The organism is Eikenella sp. (genome assembly GCF_057315495.1).
Window position 1 is genome coordinate 21,065 of sequence record NZ_DBHKXY010000009.1, and the last position, 19,756, is coordinate 40,820.

At 57.8% G+C, this 19,756-nt stretch carries 22 protein-coding genes; 5 read left to right on the top strand and 17 right to left on the bottom strand.

Annotated features, from left to right (window positions below; genetic code table 11):
- Positions 1–194: 194 nt before the first annotated feature.
- From dapC to ACO6EE_RS01285, 15 genes are all read right to left on the bottom strand, one after another.
- Positions 195–1,388 carry a succinyldiaminopimelate transaminase gene (gene dapC / locus ACO6EE_RS01215; protein ID WP_485958704.1) on the bottom strand — a complete coding sequence of 398 codons (1,194 nt, stop codon included), beginning with the start codon at positions 1,386–1,388 and terminating at the stop codon, positions 195–197.
- Between the two features lie 200 nt (positions 1,389–1,588).
- Positions 1,589–1,783, bottom strand: coding sequence for a hypothetical protein (locus tag ACO6EE_RS01220; RefSeq protein ID WP_153711460.1), 195 nt, complete (start codon positions 1,781–1,783; stop codon positions 1,589–1,591).
- Positions 1,780–2,547 carry a lysophospholipid acyltransferase family protein gene (locus tag ACO6EE_RS01225; protein WP_485958705.1) on the bottom strand — a complete coding sequence of 256 codons (768 nt, stop codon included), beginning with the start codon at positions 2,545–2,547 and terminating at the stop codon, positions 1,780–1,782. Before ACO6EE_RS01225 ends, ACO6EE_RS01220 begins: the two co-directional genes overlap by 4 nt.
- A complete protein-coding gene (gene gmhB, locus ACO6EE_RS01230; protein WP_485958706.1) occupies positions 2,547–3,101 on the bottom strand; it encodes a D-glycero-beta-D-manno-heptose 1,7-bisphosphate 7-phosphatase in 555 nt (184 codons plus the stop codon). The genes ACO6EE_RS01225 and gmhB overlap by 1 nt, the downstream gene beginning before the upstream one ends.
- 15 nt (positions 3,102–3,116) lie before the next feature.
- A complete protein-coding gene (gene rfbC, locus ACO6EE_RS01235; protein ID WP_485958707.1) occupies positions 3,117–3,659 on the bottom strand; it encodes a dTDP-4-dehydrorhamnose 3,5-epimerase in 543 nt (180 codons plus the stop codon).
- A 105-nt stretch (positions 3,660–3,764) separates the two neighbouring features.
- On the bottom strand, positions 3,765–4,142 hold the full coding sequence (locus ACO6EE_RS01240) for a DUF488 domain-containing protein (RefSeq protein ID WP_485958708.1): 378 nt from the start codon (positions 4,140–4,142) through the stop codon (positions 3,765–3,767).
- A 102-nt stretch (positions 4,143–4,244) separates the two neighbouring features.
- A complete protein-coding gene (locus tag ACO6EE_RS01245; protein ID WP_070632006.1) occupies positions 4,245–4,670 on the bottom strand; it encodes a hypothetical protein in 426 nt (141 codons plus the stop codon).
- A 96-nt stretch (positions 4,671–4,766) separates the two neighbouring features.
- Positions 4,767–5,960: an amino acid aminotransferase gene (locus ACO6EE_RS01250; RefSeq protein ID WP_485958709.1), complete on the bottom strand. Its 1,194-nt coding sequence runs from the start codon at positions 5,958–5,960 to the stop codon at positions 4,767–4,769.
- A gap of 174 nt (positions 5,961–6,134) precedes the next feature.
- Entirely contained in the window at positions 6,135–6,965 is an 831-nt protein-coding gene (locus ACO6EE_RS01255) for an alpha/beta hydrolase (RefSeq protein ID WP_485958710.1), read from the bottom strand.
- 174 nt (positions 6,966–7,139) lie between these two features.
- The gene (locus ACO6EE_RS01260) at positions 7,140–7,961 is read right to left on the bottom strand and encodes an undecaprenyl-diphosphate phosphatase (protein ID WP_485958711.1); all 822 of its coding nucleotides are present in this window, start codon (positions 7,959–7,961) and stop codon (positions 7,140–7,142) included.
- A gap of 84 nt (positions 7,962–8,045) precedes the next feature.
- Positions 8,046–8,714, bottom strand: a complete 669-nt coding sequence (locus ACO6EE_RS01265; protein WP_485958712.1) for a thiol:disulfide interchange protein DsbA/DsbL — start codon at positions 8,712–8,714, stop codon at positions 8,046–8,048.
- A 38-nt stretch (positions 8,715–8,752) separates the two neighbouring features.
- The gene (locus tag ACO6EE_RS01270; protein ID WP_485958713.1) at positions 8,753–9,544 is read right to left on the bottom strand and encodes an SPOR domain-containing protein; all 792 of its coding nucleotides are present in this window, start codon (positions 9,542–9,544) and stop codon (positions 8,753–8,755) included.
- Positions 9,545–9,766: 222 nt separating this feature from the next.
- Entirely contained in the window at positions 9,767–11,263 is a 1,497-nt protein-coding gene (locus tag ACO6EE_RS01275) for a YifB family Mg chelatase-like AAA ATPase (RefSeq protein WP_485958714.1), read from the bottom strand.
- A 10-nt stretch (positions 11,264–11,273) separates the two neighbouring features.
- Positions 11,274–11,540, bottom strand: coding sequence for an accessory factor UbiK family protein (locus ACO6EE_RS01280; protein WP_485958715.1), 267 nt, complete (start codon positions 11,538–11,540; stop codon positions 11,274–11,276).
- A gap of 123 nt (positions 11,541–11,663) precedes the next feature.
- Positions 11,664–12,119: a DUF4149 domain-containing protein gene (locus ACO6EE_RS01285; protein ID WP_485958716.1), complete on the bottom strand. Its 456-nt coding sequence runs from the start codon at positions 12,117–12,119 to the stop codon at positions 11,664–11,666.
- Positions 12,120–12,268: 149 nt separating this feature from the next.
- On the opposite strand from ACO6EE_RS01285, the gene ttcA reads away from it, so the two are divergent.
- The 3 genes from ttcA to ACO6EE_RS01300 all read left to right on the top strand — a co-directional run bounded on the left by ttcA (position 12,269) and on the right by ACO6EE_RS01300 (position 14,401).
- Positions 12,269–13,222: a tRNA 2-thiocytidine(32) synthetase TtcA gene (gene ttcA / locus ACO6EE_RS01290; RefSeq protein WP_485958717.1), complete on the top strand. Its 954-nt coding sequence runs from the start codon at positions 12,269–12,271 to the stop codon at positions 13,220–13,222.
- Entirely contained in the window at positions 13,212–13,895 is a 684-nt protein-coding gene (locus ACO6EE_RS01295) for a CPBP family intramembrane glutamic endopeptidase (protein ID WP_485958718.1), read from the top strand. The genes ttcA and ACO6EE_RS01295 overlap by 11 nt, the downstream gene beginning before the upstream one ends.
- A gap of 62 nt (positions 13,896–13,957) precedes the next feature.
- Complete coding sequence (locus ACO6EE_RS01300; protein WP_485958719.1) at positions 13,958–14,401, top strand: DUF6678 family protein; 444 nt, start codon at positions 13,958–13,960, stop codon at positions 14,399–14,401.
- A 79-nt stretch (positions 14,402–14,480) separates the two neighbouring features.
- On the opposite strand, the gene hemH is transcribed toward ACO6EE_RS01300, so the two are convergent.
- Both hemH and ACO6EE_RS01310 read right to left on the bottom strand, forming a co-directional pair.
- On the bottom strand, positions 14,481–15,494 hold the full coding sequence (hemH, locus tag ACO6EE_RS01305) for a ferrochelatase (protein ID WP_485958720.1): 1,014 nt from the start codon (positions 15,492–15,494) through the stop codon (positions 14,481–14,483).
- A gap of 104 nt (positions 15,495–15,598) precedes the next feature.
- The gene (locus tag ACO6EE_RS01310) at positions 15,599–17,854 is read right to left on the bottom strand and encodes a DNA translocase FtsK (RefSeq protein ID WP_485958721.1); all 2,256 of its coding nucleotides are present in this window, start codon (positions 17,852–17,854) and stop codon (positions 15,599–15,601) included.
- On the opposite strand from ACO6EE_RS01310, the gene ACO6EE_RS01315 reads away from it, so the two are divergent.
- On the top strand, positions 17,853–18,056 hold the full coding sequence (locus tag ACO6EE_RS01315; RefSeq protein ID WP_485958722.1) for a hypothetical protein: 204 nt from the start codon (positions 17,853–17,855) through the stop codon (positions 18,054–18,056). The genes ACO6EE_RS01310 and ACO6EE_RS01315 overlap by 2 nt on opposite strands.
- Before the next feature lie 652 nt (positions 18,057–18,708).
- Positions 18,709–19,464 carry a carbonic anhydrase gene (gene cah, locus ACO6EE_RS01320; RefSeq protein ID WP_485958723.1) on the top strand — a complete coding sequence of 252 codons (756 nt, stop codon included), beginning with the start codon at positions 18,709–18,711 and terminating at the stop codon, positions 19,462–19,464.
- Positions 19,465–19,756: the final 292 nt, after the last annotated feature.

A 19,756-nucleotide genomic window follows, 5' to 3' on the forward strand; every position in this document is an offset into this window, starting at 1 on the left:
GGAGATAGCGTGGCTTAATGGATGCGATAAGGCTACCTGAAACCGGATTGTGGTTTTTCAGGTAGCCTTTATTGATATTGGCGCAAAGGGTGGAACGGTTTTAGCAGTGTTAAAGCTGCACTTTAGCTTCGTAGAAACTCACTTCGTTCGTTTTAACTGCGTTGAAGCTCACGCTTTCAGGTAGCCTTTGGGTACTATGGATAACAACGCCGGCGGATTGCCACAATCTTTTCCGCCGCTGCCACGCAGTCGGCCACGGGGGCGACCAGCGCGATGCGCACATAGCCCGTGCCGGGGTTGCCTTGCACGGTGTCGCGCGCCAGAAAGCGGCCAGGCAGCACTTGGATGGCGGCTTCGCGCCACAGGGTGCGGGCGAAGGCCAAATCGTCGCCGTCGGGCGCTTGCAGCCAAATATAGAACGAAGCATCCGGACGCGTTACCTCAAAACCCTGCGCCAGAATCGGCAGCACGTGGGCGAATTTTTCCTGATACAGGCGGCGGTTTTCCAGCACATGCGTTTCATCGTTCCAGGCGGCGATGCTGGCCATCTGCACGGGAATGCCCATGGCGCTGCCGTGGTAGGTGCGGTAGAGCAGGAAATCCTTGAGCAGCGCGGCATCGCCGGCCACAAAGCCGGAGCGCAGGCCGGGCACGTTGGAGCGTTTGGAGAGGCTGGTAAACATCACCAGTTTGCTGAAATCGCGCCCCAATTCGGCAGCGGCCTGCAGGCAGCCGATGGGCGGCTCGCCTTCGAAATAAATTTCGGAATAGCATTCATCGGCGGCGATGATAAAGCCGTAACGGCTTTGCAATTCAAAGAGTTCTGCCCAGTCGGCTTTTTGCATCACGCTGCCGCAGGGGTTGTGCGGCGAACAAACGAACACCAGCTTTACACGCTGCCACACGGTCTCAGGAATGCTGCTCCAATCGGGCTTAAAGTGCGGGGCGCGGCAGTTGGCAAACGCGGTTTCCGCCCCGGCCAGGAGCGCGGCGCCTTCGTAAATCTGATAAAACGGATTGGGGCACACCACCACGGGCTGTTCCTGCTCGTTACCGCCCAACACCGCTTGCACGAAGGAAAATAGGGCTTCGCGGCTGCCCAGCACAGGCAGGATTTCGCTGCTGGGATCGAGCGCGAGGCCGTAGCGGCGTTGCAGGAAGCCGGCGCAGGCTTGGCGCAGTTCGGGCAGGCCTGCAGTTTGCGGATAGGCATCGAGGCGCGGCAGGGCGGCGGTGAGCGCATCGGTAATCACGGCGGGGGCGGGGTGTTTGGGCTCGCCGATTTGCAGCGGCACGGGTACAACGCCCTCGGGCGGATTCACGCCTTGCATGGCTTCGCGCAGACGGGCGAAGGGGTAGGGCTGGAGTTGGGATAGGTGTGGGTTCATGGCGGGTTTGGTGTTCGGTGCAAGGGGAAAAAGGATATTGTAATCGGCAGGCATGGGATAGGCTACCTGAAAAAATACAGCAGACGCGTTTCAGGTAGCCTTTTGTTTGTTGTGGAAACAAGGTGCAACTTGCCGCGGAGTACGCGGAAATATTTTCATGTAGCCTTGAAGGCTACCTGAAAGCTTATTGGATAGCGGTTTTAGCCGAAGATGCCCAAATAATACAGTAGGCTGGCCACGATGATGGCGATGCCGCTGCCGATGATGAGCTGTCGCCAGACGGGGTGGATTTCGCTGTGCCGCAAATCGGCGGCGAGATAGCGCCACACGAAAAGAAGGGAGGCCAGAGCAAAGGCGATGGCACCGATGGTATCGCCGTCCATCTTCGGCTTCATGCCGCGCCGCCTTGCCGCTCGATGCCCGGTTTGGCGCCACCGTAGCAGGGGCCGCGGCCGGTGATGCGGGGCATTTGGCTTTCGATGGCTTCTTCGATGGCGGCGGTAAGTTCGGGGATATCGCCGGCGGTATGTTTAATCGGCGGACAAATGATGACGCTGATTTCGCCGGGGTGTTTGAGGAAAGAGTTCTTCGGCCAAAATTCGCCGCTGTTGAGGGCGACGGGCACGATATCCATTTCCAGCAGCTGGGCGGTGCGGGCGGCGCCGCTTTTATAGCGGCCTTTGCTGCCGGGCGGCATGCGCGTGCCTTCGGGGAAAATGGTAATCCAATAGCCTTGCGCTTTGCGTTTGCTGCCTTGTTCGATGATTTGGGCGGAGGCTTTGCCGGGGTTGCGCCGATCGATGCCGATGGTGCCGGCGAGCTTGAGCCCCCAGCCGAAGAAGGGAATGCGGAACAGCTCGCGTTTGGCCACGAATACCTGCGGCGGGAAGATTTTCTGCGTGGCCAGCGTTTCCCAGCCGGATTGGTGTTTGCAGCAGATGATGGCGGGGCCTTCTGGGATGTTTTCTGCGCCTTCCACGCGGTATTTGAGGCCGACGATGTTTTCCAAAAGCCACATCAGCATCAGCGCCCAGCGGGTGGCGAGGGTGTGGAGGGCGCCCGGGATGGGGGCGGTGAGCAGCATCAAGAGGAACAGGGGCGGTGTGATGATGGCCATCAGCAGCCAGTAGGCGAGATTGCGTATCCAGAGTGAGAACATTAGGCCTCCTGCTCGTGGCTGGTTTGGATAAGGTGATGGGCGAAGGCAAGCAAATCGTCGAACACCTGGGTGTTTTCAGGTAGCCCGCCGGCGGCGAGGGTTTTCTTGCCTTTGCCGGTGAGCACGAGCACGGGCAGGCCGCCCACGGCATCGATGGCTTGCAAATCGCGCAGGCTGTCGCCCACGAGATAAACGCCGCGTGCGTCGGTATTGAAGCGGTTGAGGATGTCTTCCACCATGCCGGGCTTGGGCTTGCGGCAGGAACAGTGGTCGGTATCGGTGTGCGGGCAAAACCAGATGCCGTCGATGCTGCCGCCGGCTTCATTGGCCAGGCGGTGCATTTTTTCGTGCATTTCGTTGAGGTCTTGCATGGAGAAATAGCGGCGGCCGATGCCGGATTGGTTGGTGGCGATTACAACGGTGTAGCCGGCCTGTTTGAACAGCGCCACGGCATCCATGCTGCCGGGCAGGGGAATCCATTCGTCTTCGGATTTCACAAAATCGTCGCGGTCTTGGTTGAGCACGCCGTCGCGGTCGAGGATGATGAGTTTCATGGTTTCAGGTAGCCTTTAATCGAATAATACGGCCTGTGCCAGCAGGCTGCCGGCGGCATCTTTGCCGGAAAGCAGCGGCGGGGCGGCCAGCGGCCAGTCGATGCCCACGGCGGGGTCGTGCCAAAACAGGGTGTGTTCGTGGTCGGGCTGGTAGTAGTTGGTGCATTTATACACGATGTCGGCGTGATTGTCGGTGGTGTAGAAGCCGTGGGCGAAGCCGGGCGGAATCCACATTTGGTAGCGGTTTTCGGCAGAAAGCACCGCGCCCACCCAATGGCCGAAAGTGGGCGAGGAGCGGCGCAAATCCACGGCCACGTCGAACACGCTGCCCGCCACCACGCGCACTAGCTTGCCTTGCGGGCAAACGGTTTGATAGTGCAGGCCGCGCAGCACTCCATGCTCGGAGCGGGAGTGGTTTTCCTGCACGAAAGTGTGGTGGCCGATGTGCTCGCGAAACCAGTTGTCGCGGAAGGTTTCCATAAAGAAGCCGCGCTCGTCGCCGTGGGCTTCGGGCTCGATGATTTTCACATCGGGCAGGGCGGTGTCGAAAATATTCATGCTGTGCGTGTGTGAATGGGATGAAAGCTCTATTTTACCGAGAATGCGGCGTTTGAGGCTACCTGAAAGTGTGAGCTTCAACGAAGTTAAAACAGTTCAAACGCCTCAAGCGCCATCGCCCCAATCCACCTTTTTCCAGCCCAACACCTCGGCCAATACTGAAAGATGGCTCTGCTGCGGGCAGCGCACGGCGGTGAGCAACACGGTATCCGGCGCGGCGGTAAGCTGCTTTTTCAGAGCCAGCAGCGCGGCATGGGCGCTGCCGCTTTGCAGCTCTTCGGTGTAGCGCGCGGCAAATTCGGGGAAACGCTCTTGCGGTGCGGCGTGATACCAGCGGCGCAGCTCGGCGGAAGGCGCAATGTCTTTGAGCCACTGCACGGCGGCGAAGGTTTCTTTGCGGATGCCGCGCGGGTAGAGGCGGTCGCAGAAAATGGCGGGGACGGCAGAGGGCGTGTAGCCGTAGATGCGTCGGATGGCTGGCATGGCAGGGCTTTCTGATGAGGGGAGGCGGGATGTTTTCAGGTAGCCTTTGCGCGGCTTGGGGCTACCTGAAAAATAGTTGGCACTGGCGGCGTGAAGCTTGCTCTAGAAATTGCAAATACAGAACACTTGATCATTTTTCAAATATGCGTGCAGGAAACAGTAATTCACCTCTGCTTCAAATGTTACGCTGCAAGATGGTGTGATGATTTGATGGTTTTCTTTGTTTCGGATGGTGAAGGTGATATTCAGCCTGCTTTTTCCTTTAAAATCCAGGATCGATCTGCTCTCATCGAAATGAGAAGGGGTGCTGTCGGGCGGTATGTCTTGGTTGATGATGTAGGTTTTATTGTTGATTTCGAGTTTTTCCAGATATGGGGTGCCAGATTGGTTGTTGTGCAGCAGGTTGATGGAATAATACTTGCTTTGGGTGAGAGTAATCAGGAAATAGCCTGCTAATATCAGCAAGATGAGGGTTATCAGCAAACTCTTGATCAAGAGTTTGATATGGCTTCTGGCGGGTTTCTTCATGGTTTTCTCGGTGAGATTGGGCGCTTTGGGGAAAGGCTACCTGAAAATCGGTCTACACCGTTTTCAGGTAGCCTTCTTATTCAAGCCTGCCTGCGTTTATTTCAATACTTCGGCGAAGGCATTGGCCACGTAGTCGATATTCTGCTCGTTCAGGCCGGCTACGCACATGCGGCCGTTGCTCACCATATAAACGGCAAACTCTTTTTGCAGGCGTTCTACCTGTTCGGGCGAGAGACCGGTGAAGCTGAACATGCCGCGTTGTTTGGTGAAATAGCTGAAATCGCGGCCGGGCACTTTGGCGCTGAGCACTTCCTGCAGCTTTTGGCGCATGGCGCGGATGCGGTCGCGCATTTCGTATACTTCGCCTTCCCATTGTTTGAACAGGGTGGCATTGTTCATTACGCCGTCTACCACAAAGCCGCCGTGGGCAGGGGGACTGGAATAGATGCGGCGCACGGTGAATTTGAGCTGGCCGAGCACGAGCTTGGCTTCTTCGGCGCTGGGGCACACCACGGAGAGGCCGCCCACGCGTTCGCCATAGAGCGAGAGGTTTTTGGAGAAGGAGTTGCTGATGAAAACAGACAAGCCGAGCTCGACGGCTCGGCGGATGGCGTACACGTCGCTTTCCATGTCTTCGGCGAAGCCTTGGTAGGCGATGTCCATAAAGGGGATGAGGCCGACTTCTTTCACGATTTGCAGGATTTCGTCCCATTGGCTGCGGCTCAAATCCACACCGGTGGGGTTGTGGCAGCAGGGGTGCAGCACCACTACGTCGTGTTGCTTGAGCGTGCGGAAGAAGGCTTTCATTTCTTCGAATTTCACGCCGATGGTGGCGGGATCGTAGTAGGGGTATTTGCCCACTTCGAAGCCGGCGCCTTCAAAAATGCCGATGTGGTTGCCCCAGGTTGGGTCGCTCACGTAGCACTTGGCCTGCGGAAACCAGGCGTGGATAAAATCGGCACCCACACGCAGCGCGCCGGAGCCGCCGAGCGATTGGATGGTGGCGATGCGGCCTTCTTTCACGGCGGGGTGGTCGGCGCCGAACAGCAGGTTTTGGCAGGCGCTGCGGTAGGCAGCCAGGCCTTCCATGGGCAGGTAGCCGCGCGGGCGCGGGCTGTCGGCGAGGGCGCGTTCAACAGTTTTCACGCACTCGAGCACGGGCAGACGGCCTTCGCCGTCGTAATAAACGCCCACGCCGAGGTTTACTTTTTCGCTGCGCGGGTCTTGGTTGTATTTTTCCATCAGGCCGAGGATGGGGTCGCCGGGGTAGAACTCAACGTGCCGAAACATGGGTGTCTTCCTTTTTTATCGGGTGGAACAATTAAACGGAAAGGGTAATGCCGGGGCAATTTTACGCTGATTTCGGCGGCAAGGGCTACCTGAAAAAACGGAATGTTGAAAAAGAAAAATAGCGGCATTCCTGGGCTGCAATTACAGGAGTGCCGCTATACGCGATTGCGGGTTCTATTCGCTGTGCCGATTGAAGAAATTCAGCAGCTGCATTTCGTAGCCGCCTTTGCCGGATAGGCCGAGGTGGGTGCCGTTGGGGATGAGGATCAGCTGTTTGGGCTCTTGGGCGAGATCGAATAGGATTTGCGAGTGTTTGGCGGGGATGACTTGGTCGGCGGTGCCGTGCATCAGCAGCAGGGGGATGGGGCTGATTTGCGCCACGAAGCGGCGGGCGCTGTAGCGGTTGCCCACCAGGATGCCGGCGCCGGGGAGTTTGTCGTTGGCGATGCTGGAGTAGGAAGAGAAGGTGGATTCGATGGCCACGGCGCGCACGCCGGCTTTGTTGCCTGCGCCCACCACGGCAATGGCGTTGGTGCCGCCCAGGCTTTGGCCGAACACGAGCAGGCGTTCGGGGTTTACATCGGGGCGGCTGCGCACATAATCCAACGCGGCGTTGCCGTCGGCAAACAGGCCTTCGGGGTTGGGCTCGCCTGCGGATTGGCCGTAGCCGCGATAGTCGAACAGGAAAACGTTGTAGCCGTGTTCGGGCAGCCATTTCACGGCCTGCCAGTGGGCGGTGAGGTTTTGCGCGTTGCCGTGGAAGTGGATGATGGTGGCGCGGGCTTGTTTGGCGTCAGCCACACCGCGTGCGGGCACAAACCAGCCGTGCAGGGGTGTGCCGTCGGCGCTTTGGAAGGAGACGTTTTCGTAGGGCAGGCCGGATTGGGCGGGCGAGCCGTAGTCGGTATGGTCGGGATAGTAAAAGGCCTGTTTGGCGCAGGAGGACAGGCCGAACAGAATGGCGAGGAGGGCGGCTAGGCCGAAAAAGATGGATTTGTGTTTCATGGTTAGTGTGGGCGGCAGCCTTGGTGCGGAGGCTACCTGAAAAATAGTGTTGCCGTTTTAGCTTTGCTTTAACTTGCGTTGCTTATTTCAGGTAGCCTTTATGGTTGCTGGGTTTGAGGCTACCTGAAAAAGATAAATGAGCCTGTTTCAGCCAGCCTTGCCTAATTGGGTGTTCTACCAATTAACCCAGCCGCACAGCCAAGTGAGCAGGATGATGCCGCCGAAGATGATGCGGTAGTAGGCGAAGGGCACGAAATTTTTGCTGGACACAAAACGCAGCAGGGCTTTTACGGCGATGAGGCCGGAAGCGAAGGCGGCGGCAAAGCCGATGGCGATGAGGCCGAGCTCCTGCGAGGAAAAGGCGCTGAGGTTTTTTAAAATGCTGTAGCCGGAGGCGGCTACCATAATCGGCACGGCGAGAAAGAAGGAGAATTCGGTGGCGGTTTTGCGGTCGAGCCCCCATACCATGCCGCCCATGATGGTGCTGCCGGAGCGGGAAGTGCCGGGAATCAGAGCCAAAATTTGGAACAGACCTACGGCCAGCGCATCACGCGGGCGCATATCGTCCACGCTGCGCACTTTCGGTGGCACGCGGCTTTGCCGTTTTTCAATCCACAAAATCAAAAAGCCACCCACCACCAGCGCCGCAGCCACGCTCACGGGGTTGAACAGCACTTTTTCGATGAAGTCGTTGAGCAGCAGGCCGATGGCGGCGGCAGGAATGAAGGCGATGGCCAGGTTGAGCACGAAGCGGTTGGATAGCCGGTCTTTGCCGATATGGGTGAGCACATGGGTAAAGCGGGTGCGGTATTCATACACCACGGCGAGGATGGCGCCGAGTTGGATGGCGATGTTGAATACGGCATGGCTTTCGGCATCGAAGCCGATGAGGCTGCCGGCCACAATCAGGTGGCCGGTGCTGGAAATGGGCAGAAATTCGGTGAGGCCTTCGATGATGCCGAGGAAGAGGGCTTTGAAGGCGAGGAGCAGGTTCATTGGTCAAACTCTTAAAACGTGGGGTCAATGTTTTTCAGGTAGCCTGTATCGGAGTACGGGCTACCTGAAAATTGATGCGCCGCTTTAGCGGTTGGCTTGGCCGGCGATGGCTGCGCCGCGGCTGCGCACCATGGTGCGCGGAGCGGGAGCGGGCATACCGCGTTCGGCGCGTACTTTTTCAATCAGCTCTTGCATCACGGCCATGTTTTTGGAGTCGGTCAGCTCGTATTTGCCGCCCACCACCACCGTCGGGGTTTTGGTGATGTTGTAGGTAACGGTTTGCTGCTGCATGGTTTGGGCGGCTGCGGCGGCCTGCGGGCTGTTATAGGCGGCGAGCAGGCGGCTGCCGTAGGGTTGCTGCTGAATCCAGTTTTTCAGGCTGGTTTCGTCGGTTACAACGCCGTCCATCAGGGCTTTGAAGATGGCCTGATTGGCTTGGCGGGAGAGGCCGGTGGATTTCACGGCAGCAGCCAGGCGGGCGAGGGTTTGGTGGGCAGGCTGCCACACCACATGCTCTTGGCGCAATACGGTGTCGGAGGCGAAGCGTTTGCTTTGCTGTTCGATAGTCGGCTCAAGGTGTTGGCAGTGGATGCAGAAATAGCCGAAGAATTCGGTTACTTCAATTTTATTGGGCTGCACGGGTTTAATCACATTGCTGCGCACAATGTAGTCGGTGCCTTCCACGGCTTTGGCTTGGGCGGCAGTGACGGCAAAGACGGTAAGGGCGGAGAGAAGTAGGGCTTTCAGTTTCATGTTGGTCTTTCGTTATATGAGGTTTGATGACGTGCGGGTTAATCGGCTTGGCGAGTCAGGGTGTCGATGCCGTTGCCGCGCAGGCGTTCGCTGAGGGCTTGGGCTTCGGCACGGTTGAGGCGGCCGCTTTGGATGCGATATACGGTTTGGCCGTCGCTGCGTTTGCTGCTGGCCACGCGGGCGTTCACACCGAGCATGGCGAGTTTGGCGCGTTGGGTGTCGGCCGCTTCCGGGTTGTTGTAGGAGCCCATCTGCACGATATAGCGGCCGTTGCCGCCGCTGTGCGCTTCGGCATTGCGTTGGGCACGCTGCTCGGCGGCTTTGGCTTCGGCTTCGCGTGCCGCTTTGGCTTCGGCTTCACGCCGCTGGCGGCGGGCTTGCTCGCGGGCACGCTCTACGTTGCCGCTTTCCAAAATCTGCTCGGGCGTGGGCTTGGCTTCCGGTTCGGGTTTGCGCTGCGGCTCGCGCGGTTTGGTTTGTACGGGTTTGTCTTCCTGCGCGGGCTTGTCTTCCTGGCGCTGTGCAGGCGTGCTGGCCTGCTGCGGCACGGAGGCGGCTACGGGCGGTTTGTCGGTGATGTCGCCGGGCGGCAGGGTATAGTGGCCGCTGTCGGAACCGGCGGTGGTGGTATCGTTCGGGCGCTGTTCGGGCTGGTGTCCTTGGCGCGGCGTGAGGATTTCGGGCTGGATTTCGGTTTTCGGCGCTTCGGGCTGTTTGATGCCGGAGGGCGTGTTGTTGAGGAAATACAAAACCACGCCGATGATGAGGGTGGCAAGCAGGAGGCCGAATATAAAGCCGGAAAGGCCTTTACCGTAGGGTTTGTTTTGCATGGGGGAAATGGATTGCTAAAAAGGTGCCGCATTTTATCAAAACCGTTTGCTGCGGCGGAAGCTTTTTACATGTTCTTTCAGGCGGACGGGCGGTTTCAGGTAGCCTGGGGGAAGCACGGGGGGAGGCTACCTGAAAATCCGTTTCTTTAAAGAGTGAATCTAAATGGAGCATACTGTTGCATTGGTTCGCCTGGCTGTGTGTACTTACAGCCAGCCGTCTTTTCAAGACGGGGTGCGGCGGAAGCTCACGGCCTGCATGACGTGGCGCTGGTTTACGGTGTCGCTGCCGGCCAAGTCGGCCAGGGTACGGGCGATGCGCAGGATACGGTGGTAGCTGCGGGCGGAAAGCGAGAGTTTTTCCAACACGGCGGAGAGGGCAGCTTTGGCTTCGGGCTCGATGGCGGCTAGCTCGTCTAGCTCGGTTACGTTGAGCAGGGCGTTACTTTTGCCTTGCCGCCGCTGTTGGCGCTCGCGTGCGGCCAGTACGCGTTCCCGCACGGCGGCGCTGGGCTCGCCGGGTGTGGCTTGGGTGAGCTCGGCGGCGGAGAGGGCGGGCACTTCGATAATCAAATCAATCCTGTCCAAGAGCGGGCCGGAAATTTTGCCGCGATAACGGGCAATGCTTTCGGGCGTGCAGCGGCAGGGTTTGGCAGGGTGACCGAGGTAGCCGCAGGGGCAGGGGTTCATGGCGGCGACCAGCTGGAAGCGGGCGGGATAGGTGGCTTGGCGGCTGGCGCGGGAAATGTGGATAAGGCCGTTTTCCAGCGGCTCGCGCAGCATTTCCAGCACCTTGCGGTCGAACTCGGGCAATTCGTCGAGAAACAATACGCCGTTGTGCGCCAGGGAAATTTCGCCTGGCTTGGGATCGGAACCGCCGCCCACCATGGCGGCGGCGCTGGCGCTGTGGTGTGGCGAACGGAAGGGGCGGCGGCGGGAGAAACTGTGTTGCTGGTGCAGCAGCGAACGCAGTGCCCAGGTTTCGGTGATTTCGTCGTCGGAGAGTGGCGGCAGGATGCCGGGCAGGCGTTGTGCCAGCATGGATTTTCCGGTGCCGGGCGGACCGCTCATCAGGATACTGTGGCCGCCGGCAGCGGCAATTTCAAGCGCGAGCCGCGCGGTGTGCTGGCCTTTTACGTCTTGCAGGTCGGGATAGGGCGCTTCTTCGGCCGCTTCGGCACGGGCTTGGCAGCGGGGCAGGGCGGCAATACCGTTGAGGTGGGCGGCTACGGCCACCAGGCTTTCGGCAGCCAATACTTCGGCGCGTTCAATCAACGCGGCCTGCTCGGCGCTCTCTTGCGGCAAAATAAAACGGCGCCGCGCCTGCGTGCTCTGCCACACCATGGCCAGCGCACCACGCACCGGGCGCAGCAGGCCGGACAAAGCCAGCTCGCCAGCCAGTTCGTATTTGGCCAATTCTTCGGGCGAAATGGCGATTTGGCCGGAGGCGGCGAGAATGCCCACGGCAATCGGCAGGTCGAAACGGCCGGATTCTTTTGGCAAATCTGCCGGGGCAAGATTGACAGTGATTTTTTTGGCGGGGAAATCGAAGCCGCTTTGAATGATGGCGGCACGCACGCGGTCGCGGCTTTCTTTCACTTCGGTATCGGGCAGGCCGACGATATTGAACGCGGGCAGGCCGTTGGCCAAGTGGGATTCCACTTCCACCAAGGGCGCGGCCATGCCGCTGAGCGCCCGGCTGTATACCACCGCCAAACTCATGCTGCGCTTCCTATTGCTGTTCGGAAGGGTTGGGCAGGGTGGCCGGAGCGTCGGCTTCCAGCTTGGCCAGGCGCGCTTCTAAGGCAGCCAGTTTTTCGCGGGTTTTGATGAGCACCTGCTGTTGGATGTCGAACTCTTCGCGCGTTACCAAATCGAGCTTGCTGAATGTGCTGCCGAGCAGGGTTTTCACGTTTTTTTCCACGTCTTTCACCGGGCTTTCAGCGATGGCGCCGCCGATTTTTCCGGCGAGTTCGTCGAGGATTTGTTTGGCCAGCATGGGGTTTCCTTTATTTTTGAAGGGTTGGGATGGGCGCATTGTATAAGTGCGGGCATGGGGCGGCAAGCGGTTAAAGGCTACCTGAAACGCGGCTAAACTTTCAGGTAGCCTTTTCAATCAGACTTATTGCCACTCGAAACGCAACAGGCGCATGATTAAAAACAGGCCGAGCAGGCTGATGAACACATACAGGCTGCTGGACATGCTGTGCCAGAAAGACAGCTCGCCGCCGAGCAGGTTGGATAGCCAATGCGTCTGCCCGCTGCGCAGGGCACGGATAAGCGGCACCAGCGCAAATTGTGAAATAGCCAGCAGCAGCCAGGTGAGGGCAACGGTGCGCGAGCTGAGTTTGCTGCGTTGGCCGTAGCTGCGCTGCTGCGCCGAGAGGCCGGCCAAATAAAGGATGGCCCACACAAACAGCCCGATATAGTTCACTGCGCTAAACAGCACACCGGCCAGGCTTCCGGCCTGCTCTTTGGGCAGAGATTGGAACAATAGCGGCGCCACACCGTAGCCGGCCAAAAGATATGCGCCAAACCACACGGCAGCTAACAGGGCCAACACTCGATTTGCAAACATTCGTTTCCTTTCTCTGCTTTTTGTTTAAAACGAAACGCAGTGTACCGTATTCTTTGCATACTTTCAGCTGCCGGGCCGATACTTTACCTGCTATAAAATCAGCCTACATTGCGTTACAATCCCGCACTTTACGTTGCCAACACACCATTATGTCTAATAAACCCAAACACGAACACGAAGCCAACAAACTGCACAAACGCCTGCGCCATGCCGTGGGCCATGCGATTAACGATTTCAATATGATTGAACAGGGCGATAAAGTCATGGTCTGCCTCTCCGGCGGCAAAGACAGCTATGCCCTCTTAGACATCCTGCGCCACCTGCAAGCCTCCGCGCCGATCGATTTCGAGCTGGTGGCAGTAAACCTCGACCAAAAACAGCCCGGCTTTCCCGAGTACGTATTGCCGGAGTATCTGACTTCTATCGGCGTGCCCTTCAAAATTGTGGAAGAAGATACCTATTCCACCGTGAAGCGCGTGCTCGATGAAGGCAAAACCACCTGCTCGCTGTGCAGCCGACTGCGGCGCGGCATCCTCTACCGCACGGCCAAAAAGCTGGGTTGCACCAAAATCGCGCTCGGCCACCACCGCGACGACATCCTCGCCACCCTGTTTTTAAACATGTTCTACGGCGGCAAACTCAAAGCCATGCCGCCCAAGCTGGTGAGCGACAACGGCGAGCACATCGTGATCCGCCCGCTGGCCTATGTGAAAGAAAAGGATTTGATTAAATACGCCGAAATCAAGCAATTCCCCATTATTCCCTGCAATCTGTGCGGCTCACAGCCCAATCTGCAGCGGCAGGTGGTGAGCGAAATGCTGAAAGACTGGGACAAACGCTTCCCCGGCCGCATCGAAAGTATGTTTTCCGCCTTGCAAAACGTAGTGCCCTCGCATTTGGCCGATACCGAACTGTTTGATTTCGCGGGGTTGCAACGTGGTCAGACCCTGAAACACGGCGGCGATTTGGCCTTCGACAGCGAAACCGTTTCCTTTAAAGCCCCGCGCGACGACGAAGACGAAGGGCTACCTGAAAAACCCGCACGCAAAGTGATTAACATTTTGGGCAGCAAGCCGAAAACCGGAGGCTGCGGTGCGCTCTAGACTGGTGTCGGTTTTGCGGCTCATCGGCTTGCTGATGCTGATGCAGGTGTTACCGCTCTTGGTTTTGCTGCTCAGCGGCATGGGTAAAAGCCTAGCCGCCCAGGCCTTGGCCGCACTGCTGTTTACGGTTGCCGCCGTGGCCATGTGCAGGCTGTGCCTGCAGATCTACCGTAAGCAGGCAGACGGCTATTTTCAGGATTGGCAAAGCCGGTTTTCCGGCAAAAAGCTGCTGTGGGCGGCAGGCTATATTGCGCTGATGCTGGCCACCAATCCGCTCTACGAAATGCTGATGGCCGCGCTGGGCATGGAAAGCAGCGTGGACAACCTGCGAAACCAACGCATGGTTATGGAAATGCTACAACGCGCCCCGCTGACGATGACGGCCTATATCGTGCTGTTTGCGCCAGTTTTGGAAGAGTTGCTGCTGCGCGGCATTTTTTTTCAAAGCTTCGGCAGCATCGAAAACCGCGGCAAACGCTGGCTGCTGCTGGTGCTGTCTGCCTTCGTCTTTGGCAGCCTGCACAGCCTGCCGGTGCATTACGATTTCCTGCTGTATTTTGCCATGGGCCTGGTGCTCGGTGCGGCCTATCTGCACACCAAAGATTTGAAATACCCGATTTTGATTCATATGGTAAACAACGCATTGGGCTTGGCCGGGGTGTTGTTTGAGTGAGAATGGGAAAAGGCTACCTGAAAACAGTAGATTGATTTTCAGGTAGCCTGATGGAGATGGCGATGCCAACAGACGAAAGGACGGAGCGCAACAGCAAACAAGAACGCTACCGCCGCCGCGTGCGCGAATTTGTGCAGCAAAACAGGCTGGTGGGCGCGATGAATAACACCAAATGGCGGGAGCTGCGCGAGGCAATGGATGGGTGGGAAAATGCGCCGGCCTATGAAATCAAGTATTTGTTTGATGAAAAATCGGAAGCGGACGTTGAGCAAGCCGTAGCTGAAACGACGGTGGCAATCGGCGATTGGGGCTATGAGCATTTTTATCCGATGTTCGATATCGAATGGGTGAAAATCCGGAAATTGCGCTCGGTGTTTCGCGGGCATCTGATTGCGCGGGAAATTGTGGATAATAGTGAAGGCATCCGCGCGATTTTGGAGCAGTTTACCATTCCGTATGTGGAGAACGAGTTTTGCTTTACGGTATATGGCTACCTGAAAGCTTGAGTGCCGGAAAGATAAGATAAAGGCTACCTGAAAGTGTTTCAGGTAGCCTTTATCTATTTTCAGGTAGCCTCACTCACCACTATATCCAGCCGCCCAGGTTTTCCTGTGCAATATCGGCCAGGGCGGCGATGAAGGCAGGGTTATCGTTGAGGCAGGGGATGAAGCGGAAGGTTTGGCCGCCGGCTTCGTGGAATTGTTCGCGGCCTTGGATGGCGATCTCTTCCAGGGTTTCTAAGCAGTCGCTCACGAAGCCGGGGCAGAATACGTCGAGCTCGCGGATTCGCTGTTTGGCGGGCAGTTCGGTGAGCAGGTCGGATGTGGCCGGGCCTATCCAGCGGGCGCGGCCGAAGCGGCTTTGGAAGCTGATATACCATTCTTGGGCGGAGAGTTGCAGGGCTTCTGTGAGCAGTTGGGCGCTGGCTCGGCATTCGATTTCGTAGGGGTCGCCCTGCTGCACGGCGGCTTCGGGGATGCCGTGGAAGCTGAACAGGATGCGCTGGCCGCGGCCATGCTGCTGCCAGTAGGCGCGGATATGTGCGGCCATAGCTTGGATGTAGTCGGGATGGTTGTAGAAACGGCTGATGGTGCGCAGGCTGATTTGGTTGCGTTGTTTGAGCAGTTCGTTCAACACCTTATCCAGCGCGGCACCGCTGCTGCTGGCGGCGTATTGCGGATAGAGGGGGATGGCGAGCAGGCGGTCTATGCCTTGGGCTTTCATGGCGGCGATGGCATCGGCCACGGCCGGCTCGCCGTAGGACATGGCGTGCCCCACCAGCACTTGCGGCAGCTCGGCTTGCAGGGCGGCAGCCTGTTTGGCGGTAATCACGGCCAGCGGCGAGCCTTCGTGTTGCCAGATTTGGCGGTAGCCGTGTGCGCTTTTTTTAGCGCGGAAGGGCAGGATGATGCCGCGCAGCAGGGGCTGCCACAACAGGCGCGGCAGCTCGACCACGCGTTGGTCGGACAAAAATTCGCGCAGGAAAGGGCGCACGGCTTCGGGCGTGGGTGCGGCCGGCGTGCCGAGGTTGATGAGCAGGATGCCGACTCTGGCTTGCTGATGCGCACCGTGCGGCGGCTCGGGTTGGAAGTGGGGCATGGGGGTTCCTTGGGTGTGTTTTTAGTGGGCTACCTGAAAAAGCTGAATAGGGTTTCAGGTAGCCTTTATATTTGTTTGATAGAAGGCTACCTGAAAAATACTGCCTACAAATCATCCTTTCTAGCCAATATCTTACGCGCCCCGCTTACGTCGGCGGGGGAGACGATGCCTGCGTCTTCCAAGGCCTGCATCAGGTTGGCGGCGCGGTTGTAGCCGATGCGCAGTTGGCGTTGCAGCGAGGAGATGGAGGTTTTGCGGCTTTCCAGAATGAAGGCCACGGCTTGGTCGAATAGTTCGTCGCTGCCGGCATTGGGGTTAACGGCGTTGACGGTTTCCTGCGCGGCTTCGCCGGAGAGCAGGCCTTCGATGTAGTTGGCGCCCTGCTGGCGTTTGGCGAAGGAGGCCACTTCGTGCACTTCGTGGTCGCTCACAAACGCGCCTTGCAGGCGCACGGGCTCGGCGCTGCCGGGCTGGAGGAAGAGAAGGTCGCCATATTTGAGCAGGTCTTCCGCGCCCATTTGGTCGAGGATGGTGCGGCTGTCGATGCGACTTTGTACGGTGAAGGCCATGCGGGTGGGGATGTTGGCCTTAATCAGGCCGGTTACCACGTCCACGCTGGGGCGCTGGGTGGCCACAATCAGGTGCATACCGGCAGCGCGGGCTTTTTGCGCCAGGCGGGCGATTTGCGTTTCCACCGCCTTTTTCTCGGTCATCATCAAATCGGCCAATTCATCAATCACAATCACGATATAGGGCAGCTTTTGCAGCGGCTCGGGTTCGTCGGGATTGGGGCTGAAGGGGTTGGGCAGGGGCTTGCAGGAAGCGGCGGCTTCAGCCACTTTTTGGTTGAAGCCGGCCAGGTTGCGCACGCCGGCATGGGCGAGCAGGCGGTAGCGTTTTTCCATTTCGGCCACGCACCAATTCAGCGCCTGCCCGGCCTCGCGCATATCGGTTACCACCGGGCAGAGCAGGTGCGGAATGCCTTCATATACGGAAAGCTCCAGCATCTTCGGGTCGATCATGATAAAGCGCACCTCGTCCGGCGCGGCCTTATACAGCATCGACATAATCATGGCATTCACGCCCACCGATTTGCCCGAGCCGGTCATGCCGCCCACCAGAAGATGCGGCATTTTGCCCAAATCGGCCACCACCGGCTGCCCGGCAATATCTTTGCCCAAAGCCACGGTGAGCTTGGACGGCGCGGCGGCAAACACCGGCGAGGACAGGATTTCGCGCAGCAGCACTTCCTGCCGCTTCTCGTTTGGCACTTCGATGCCCATGGTGCTCTTGCCCGAAATGGTTTCCACCACGCGCACCGACTGCATGGAAAGCGAACGCGCCAAATCTTTGGCCAGATTGGTAATCTGGCTGCCTTTCACGCCCTGCGCCGGCTCGATTTCAAAACGCGTAATCACCGGCCCGGCGGTGGCGCTCACCACGGTAACCTGAATGCCGAATTCGGCCAGCTTGGCCTCGATGCGCTCGGCCATGTGCTGCAGGGCTTCGGGATTGATTTCCGGCGTGTGTTCCTGCGGGCGCGTGAGCAAATCCAATTCCGGCAGCAGATATTCGCCGTCTTCGGCTTGCCGTTTGGGAGCGAACAAATCTTTTTGCCGCTCGGGCGCGGTTTTTTGTTTTTCAGGTAGCCCTTGGCTGGCAGACTGGTTAATCTGCACCGCCACCGGCTTGCGGTTGCTGCTGGCGCCTTCCACCATTGCCACTTCTTCGGCGGTGATGGTTTTCGCCGTGCGCACCATGCGGCGGGCAAACTTCGCGTTCGGTATGTCGCGCACAAACTGGTGCGGCTGGCGGATCAGCCGATACCACAGCCATTCCAGCTGCGCCCCCGCTTTTTCCAGCAGGGTGAGCCACGATACCTGCAACAGCAGCGAGAGTCCCGCCACAATCAGCACCACCTGCACCAAAAGGCTACCTGAAACCCCCAGCAGCCGCGTAAAGCCGCTGCCGAGCGATTGGCCGATTAAGCCGCCCGCGCCCATCGGCAGGCTGTCGTGCAACTCTGCCGACCAGGCCGCCGCCTCCAAAAGCGGGCTGCCAAACAAGAGCAATGCCGCCCCGCCCAAGCCCATGCCCAAGTGATACGGTTTCTCGCTGCTCTGCTTCACGCTGCGGAAATTGCGGTAGAGCCATACCACCGCCGCCAGCAGCAGCCACCACACCGACAGCCCGAACAGATAATAGGCCACATCCGCAGTGTATGCGCCCAAGAGCCCGGCCAGATTGTGCGGCTCGTTGCCGGTGGGGATGCTGCGCGACCAGGCCGGGTCGTCCATGGTGAAGCTTGCCAGCGCCAAAGCCAGGCACACGGAAAACAACAGCACTAGCAACCATAGCATGTCGGCCAAAAGCGAAATGGATTGCGAAGCCGCCGCCGCGGCTGAAGGCACGGCCGCCCGGCGTGCAGCCTTGGTAGGCGGGTTGTGCCGGTTTGGCTTCGGTTTGGCAGGTTTGCTCGATTTGCTTGCTTTGCGGGAAGGTTTATTGCTCATATTAACGATGGGGCTACCTGAAAACCTCGGCTTCGGTAAAGCCGAATAGGGCAGGCAGCCGGAATAACGATACAAAACGCCGCATTATAGCAGTATTGCCCCGAGGCTTGCGCGGCTCTCTGGGGTGCAGGGTATGTTCGAAATATAGGCAGGTATTGGTTTTAAAGCATGTTCAATTGTAGGCAAAGGCTACCTGAAAACCCCACCTGCAGTTTCAGGTAGCCTTTTCAGTATTGATCGGCATGGAAGGCTAGCAGCGTATGGCGTGGAAACAGCAAATCTGCCTGTGCCAAGCTGCCGATTTTGTCTTAATCTATCGCGTTGAGTGTCGGTTTCCAGTTTGAAACCTACTGCGGTAAAGCGTTTAAGAAACAATACAGGATTTTGTCGGGGCTGTATCGGAAGATGCAGTAGCGGATGCTGCCGCTATCTAGTATTTCGACAGAATTTGAATCAAATTGGATACTTTCGGCGCAGATATTAATGGTTTTTCGGATATAAGGGCAGCCTGCCTAATAGTAATTCAAAATAAAGTAGGGTGGTGGTGAAATGAATTTGTTTTAACTTCATTACTCTAATAGTTTGGAGGCCGGGAAAGCTTGACCGAACCATTTAATATAACTATCTTTCAAAAAAAAATGAAAATATTTACATACGCACTGCAACGCTTTTTTCCACTCCTTAATAGAAAGGATCTTGCAATGCCGCGTTTCCCCCGCACTTTACCGCGCCTGACCGCTGTCCTGCTGTTGGCCTGCACAGCTGTTTCCGCTGCCGCTCATGACCATACCCATTGGGGCTACACCGGACATGACTCTCCCGAAAGCTGGGGCAACCTGTCTGAAGAGTTCCGCCTGTGCTCTACAGGCAAGAACCAATCGCCTGTAAACATTACCGAAACCGTTTCCGGCAGACTGCCTGCCATTCAAGTTAATTACCGTCCGAGCGCCGTAGAAGTTGAAAACAACGGCCATACCATCCAGGTTAATTATCCTGAAGGCGGCAACATCCTGACTGTGAACGGCCGCACCTACACCCTGAAACAGTTCCATTTCCACGTGCCGAGCGAAAACCAAATCAAAGGTCGTACCTTCCCAATGGAAGCCCACTTCGTCCACTTAGACGAAAACAAACAGCCTTTGGTATTGGCAGTGTTGTATGAAGCAGGCAGAACCAACAACCGCCTGTCTTCCATCTGGAACGCCATGCCGATGACGGCAGGAAAAGTGAAACTGGATCAGCCATTCAATGCCGCATCCCTGCTGCCGCGCAACCTGCGTTACTACCGCTTCGCCGGTTCGCTGACCACGCCGCCATGCACCGAGGGCGTATCATGGTTGGTGTTGAAATCCTATGACCACATCGACCAGGCGCAAGCGGAGAAATTCACCCGCGCCGTCGGTTCGCACAACAACCGCCCTGTACAGCCGCTGAATGCACGGGTCGTTATTGAATAAGCGGTAACGCCGCGAACAGAAAAGCAGCCTGCACTTTAGAGATGTTTCAAAGTGCAGGCTGCTTTATTGGGGAATATAGGGTAGGTATTTATGTCTACGCAGGTGCAGGCTGCCTCAAGCAAAGAACGCGTGCGTACCGCACACACCCTATACGTTGGTTTTAAAGTTTGTGCCGCCCGCAGGTAAGGTGTGTGGCGTAGCCACGCACGCGGTTGATGGGGATGCAGGCTACGGCTTGCTAAAACAAAGATTTCAACTGTTATATTTCAAAGGTAATTACTATGGATGATTT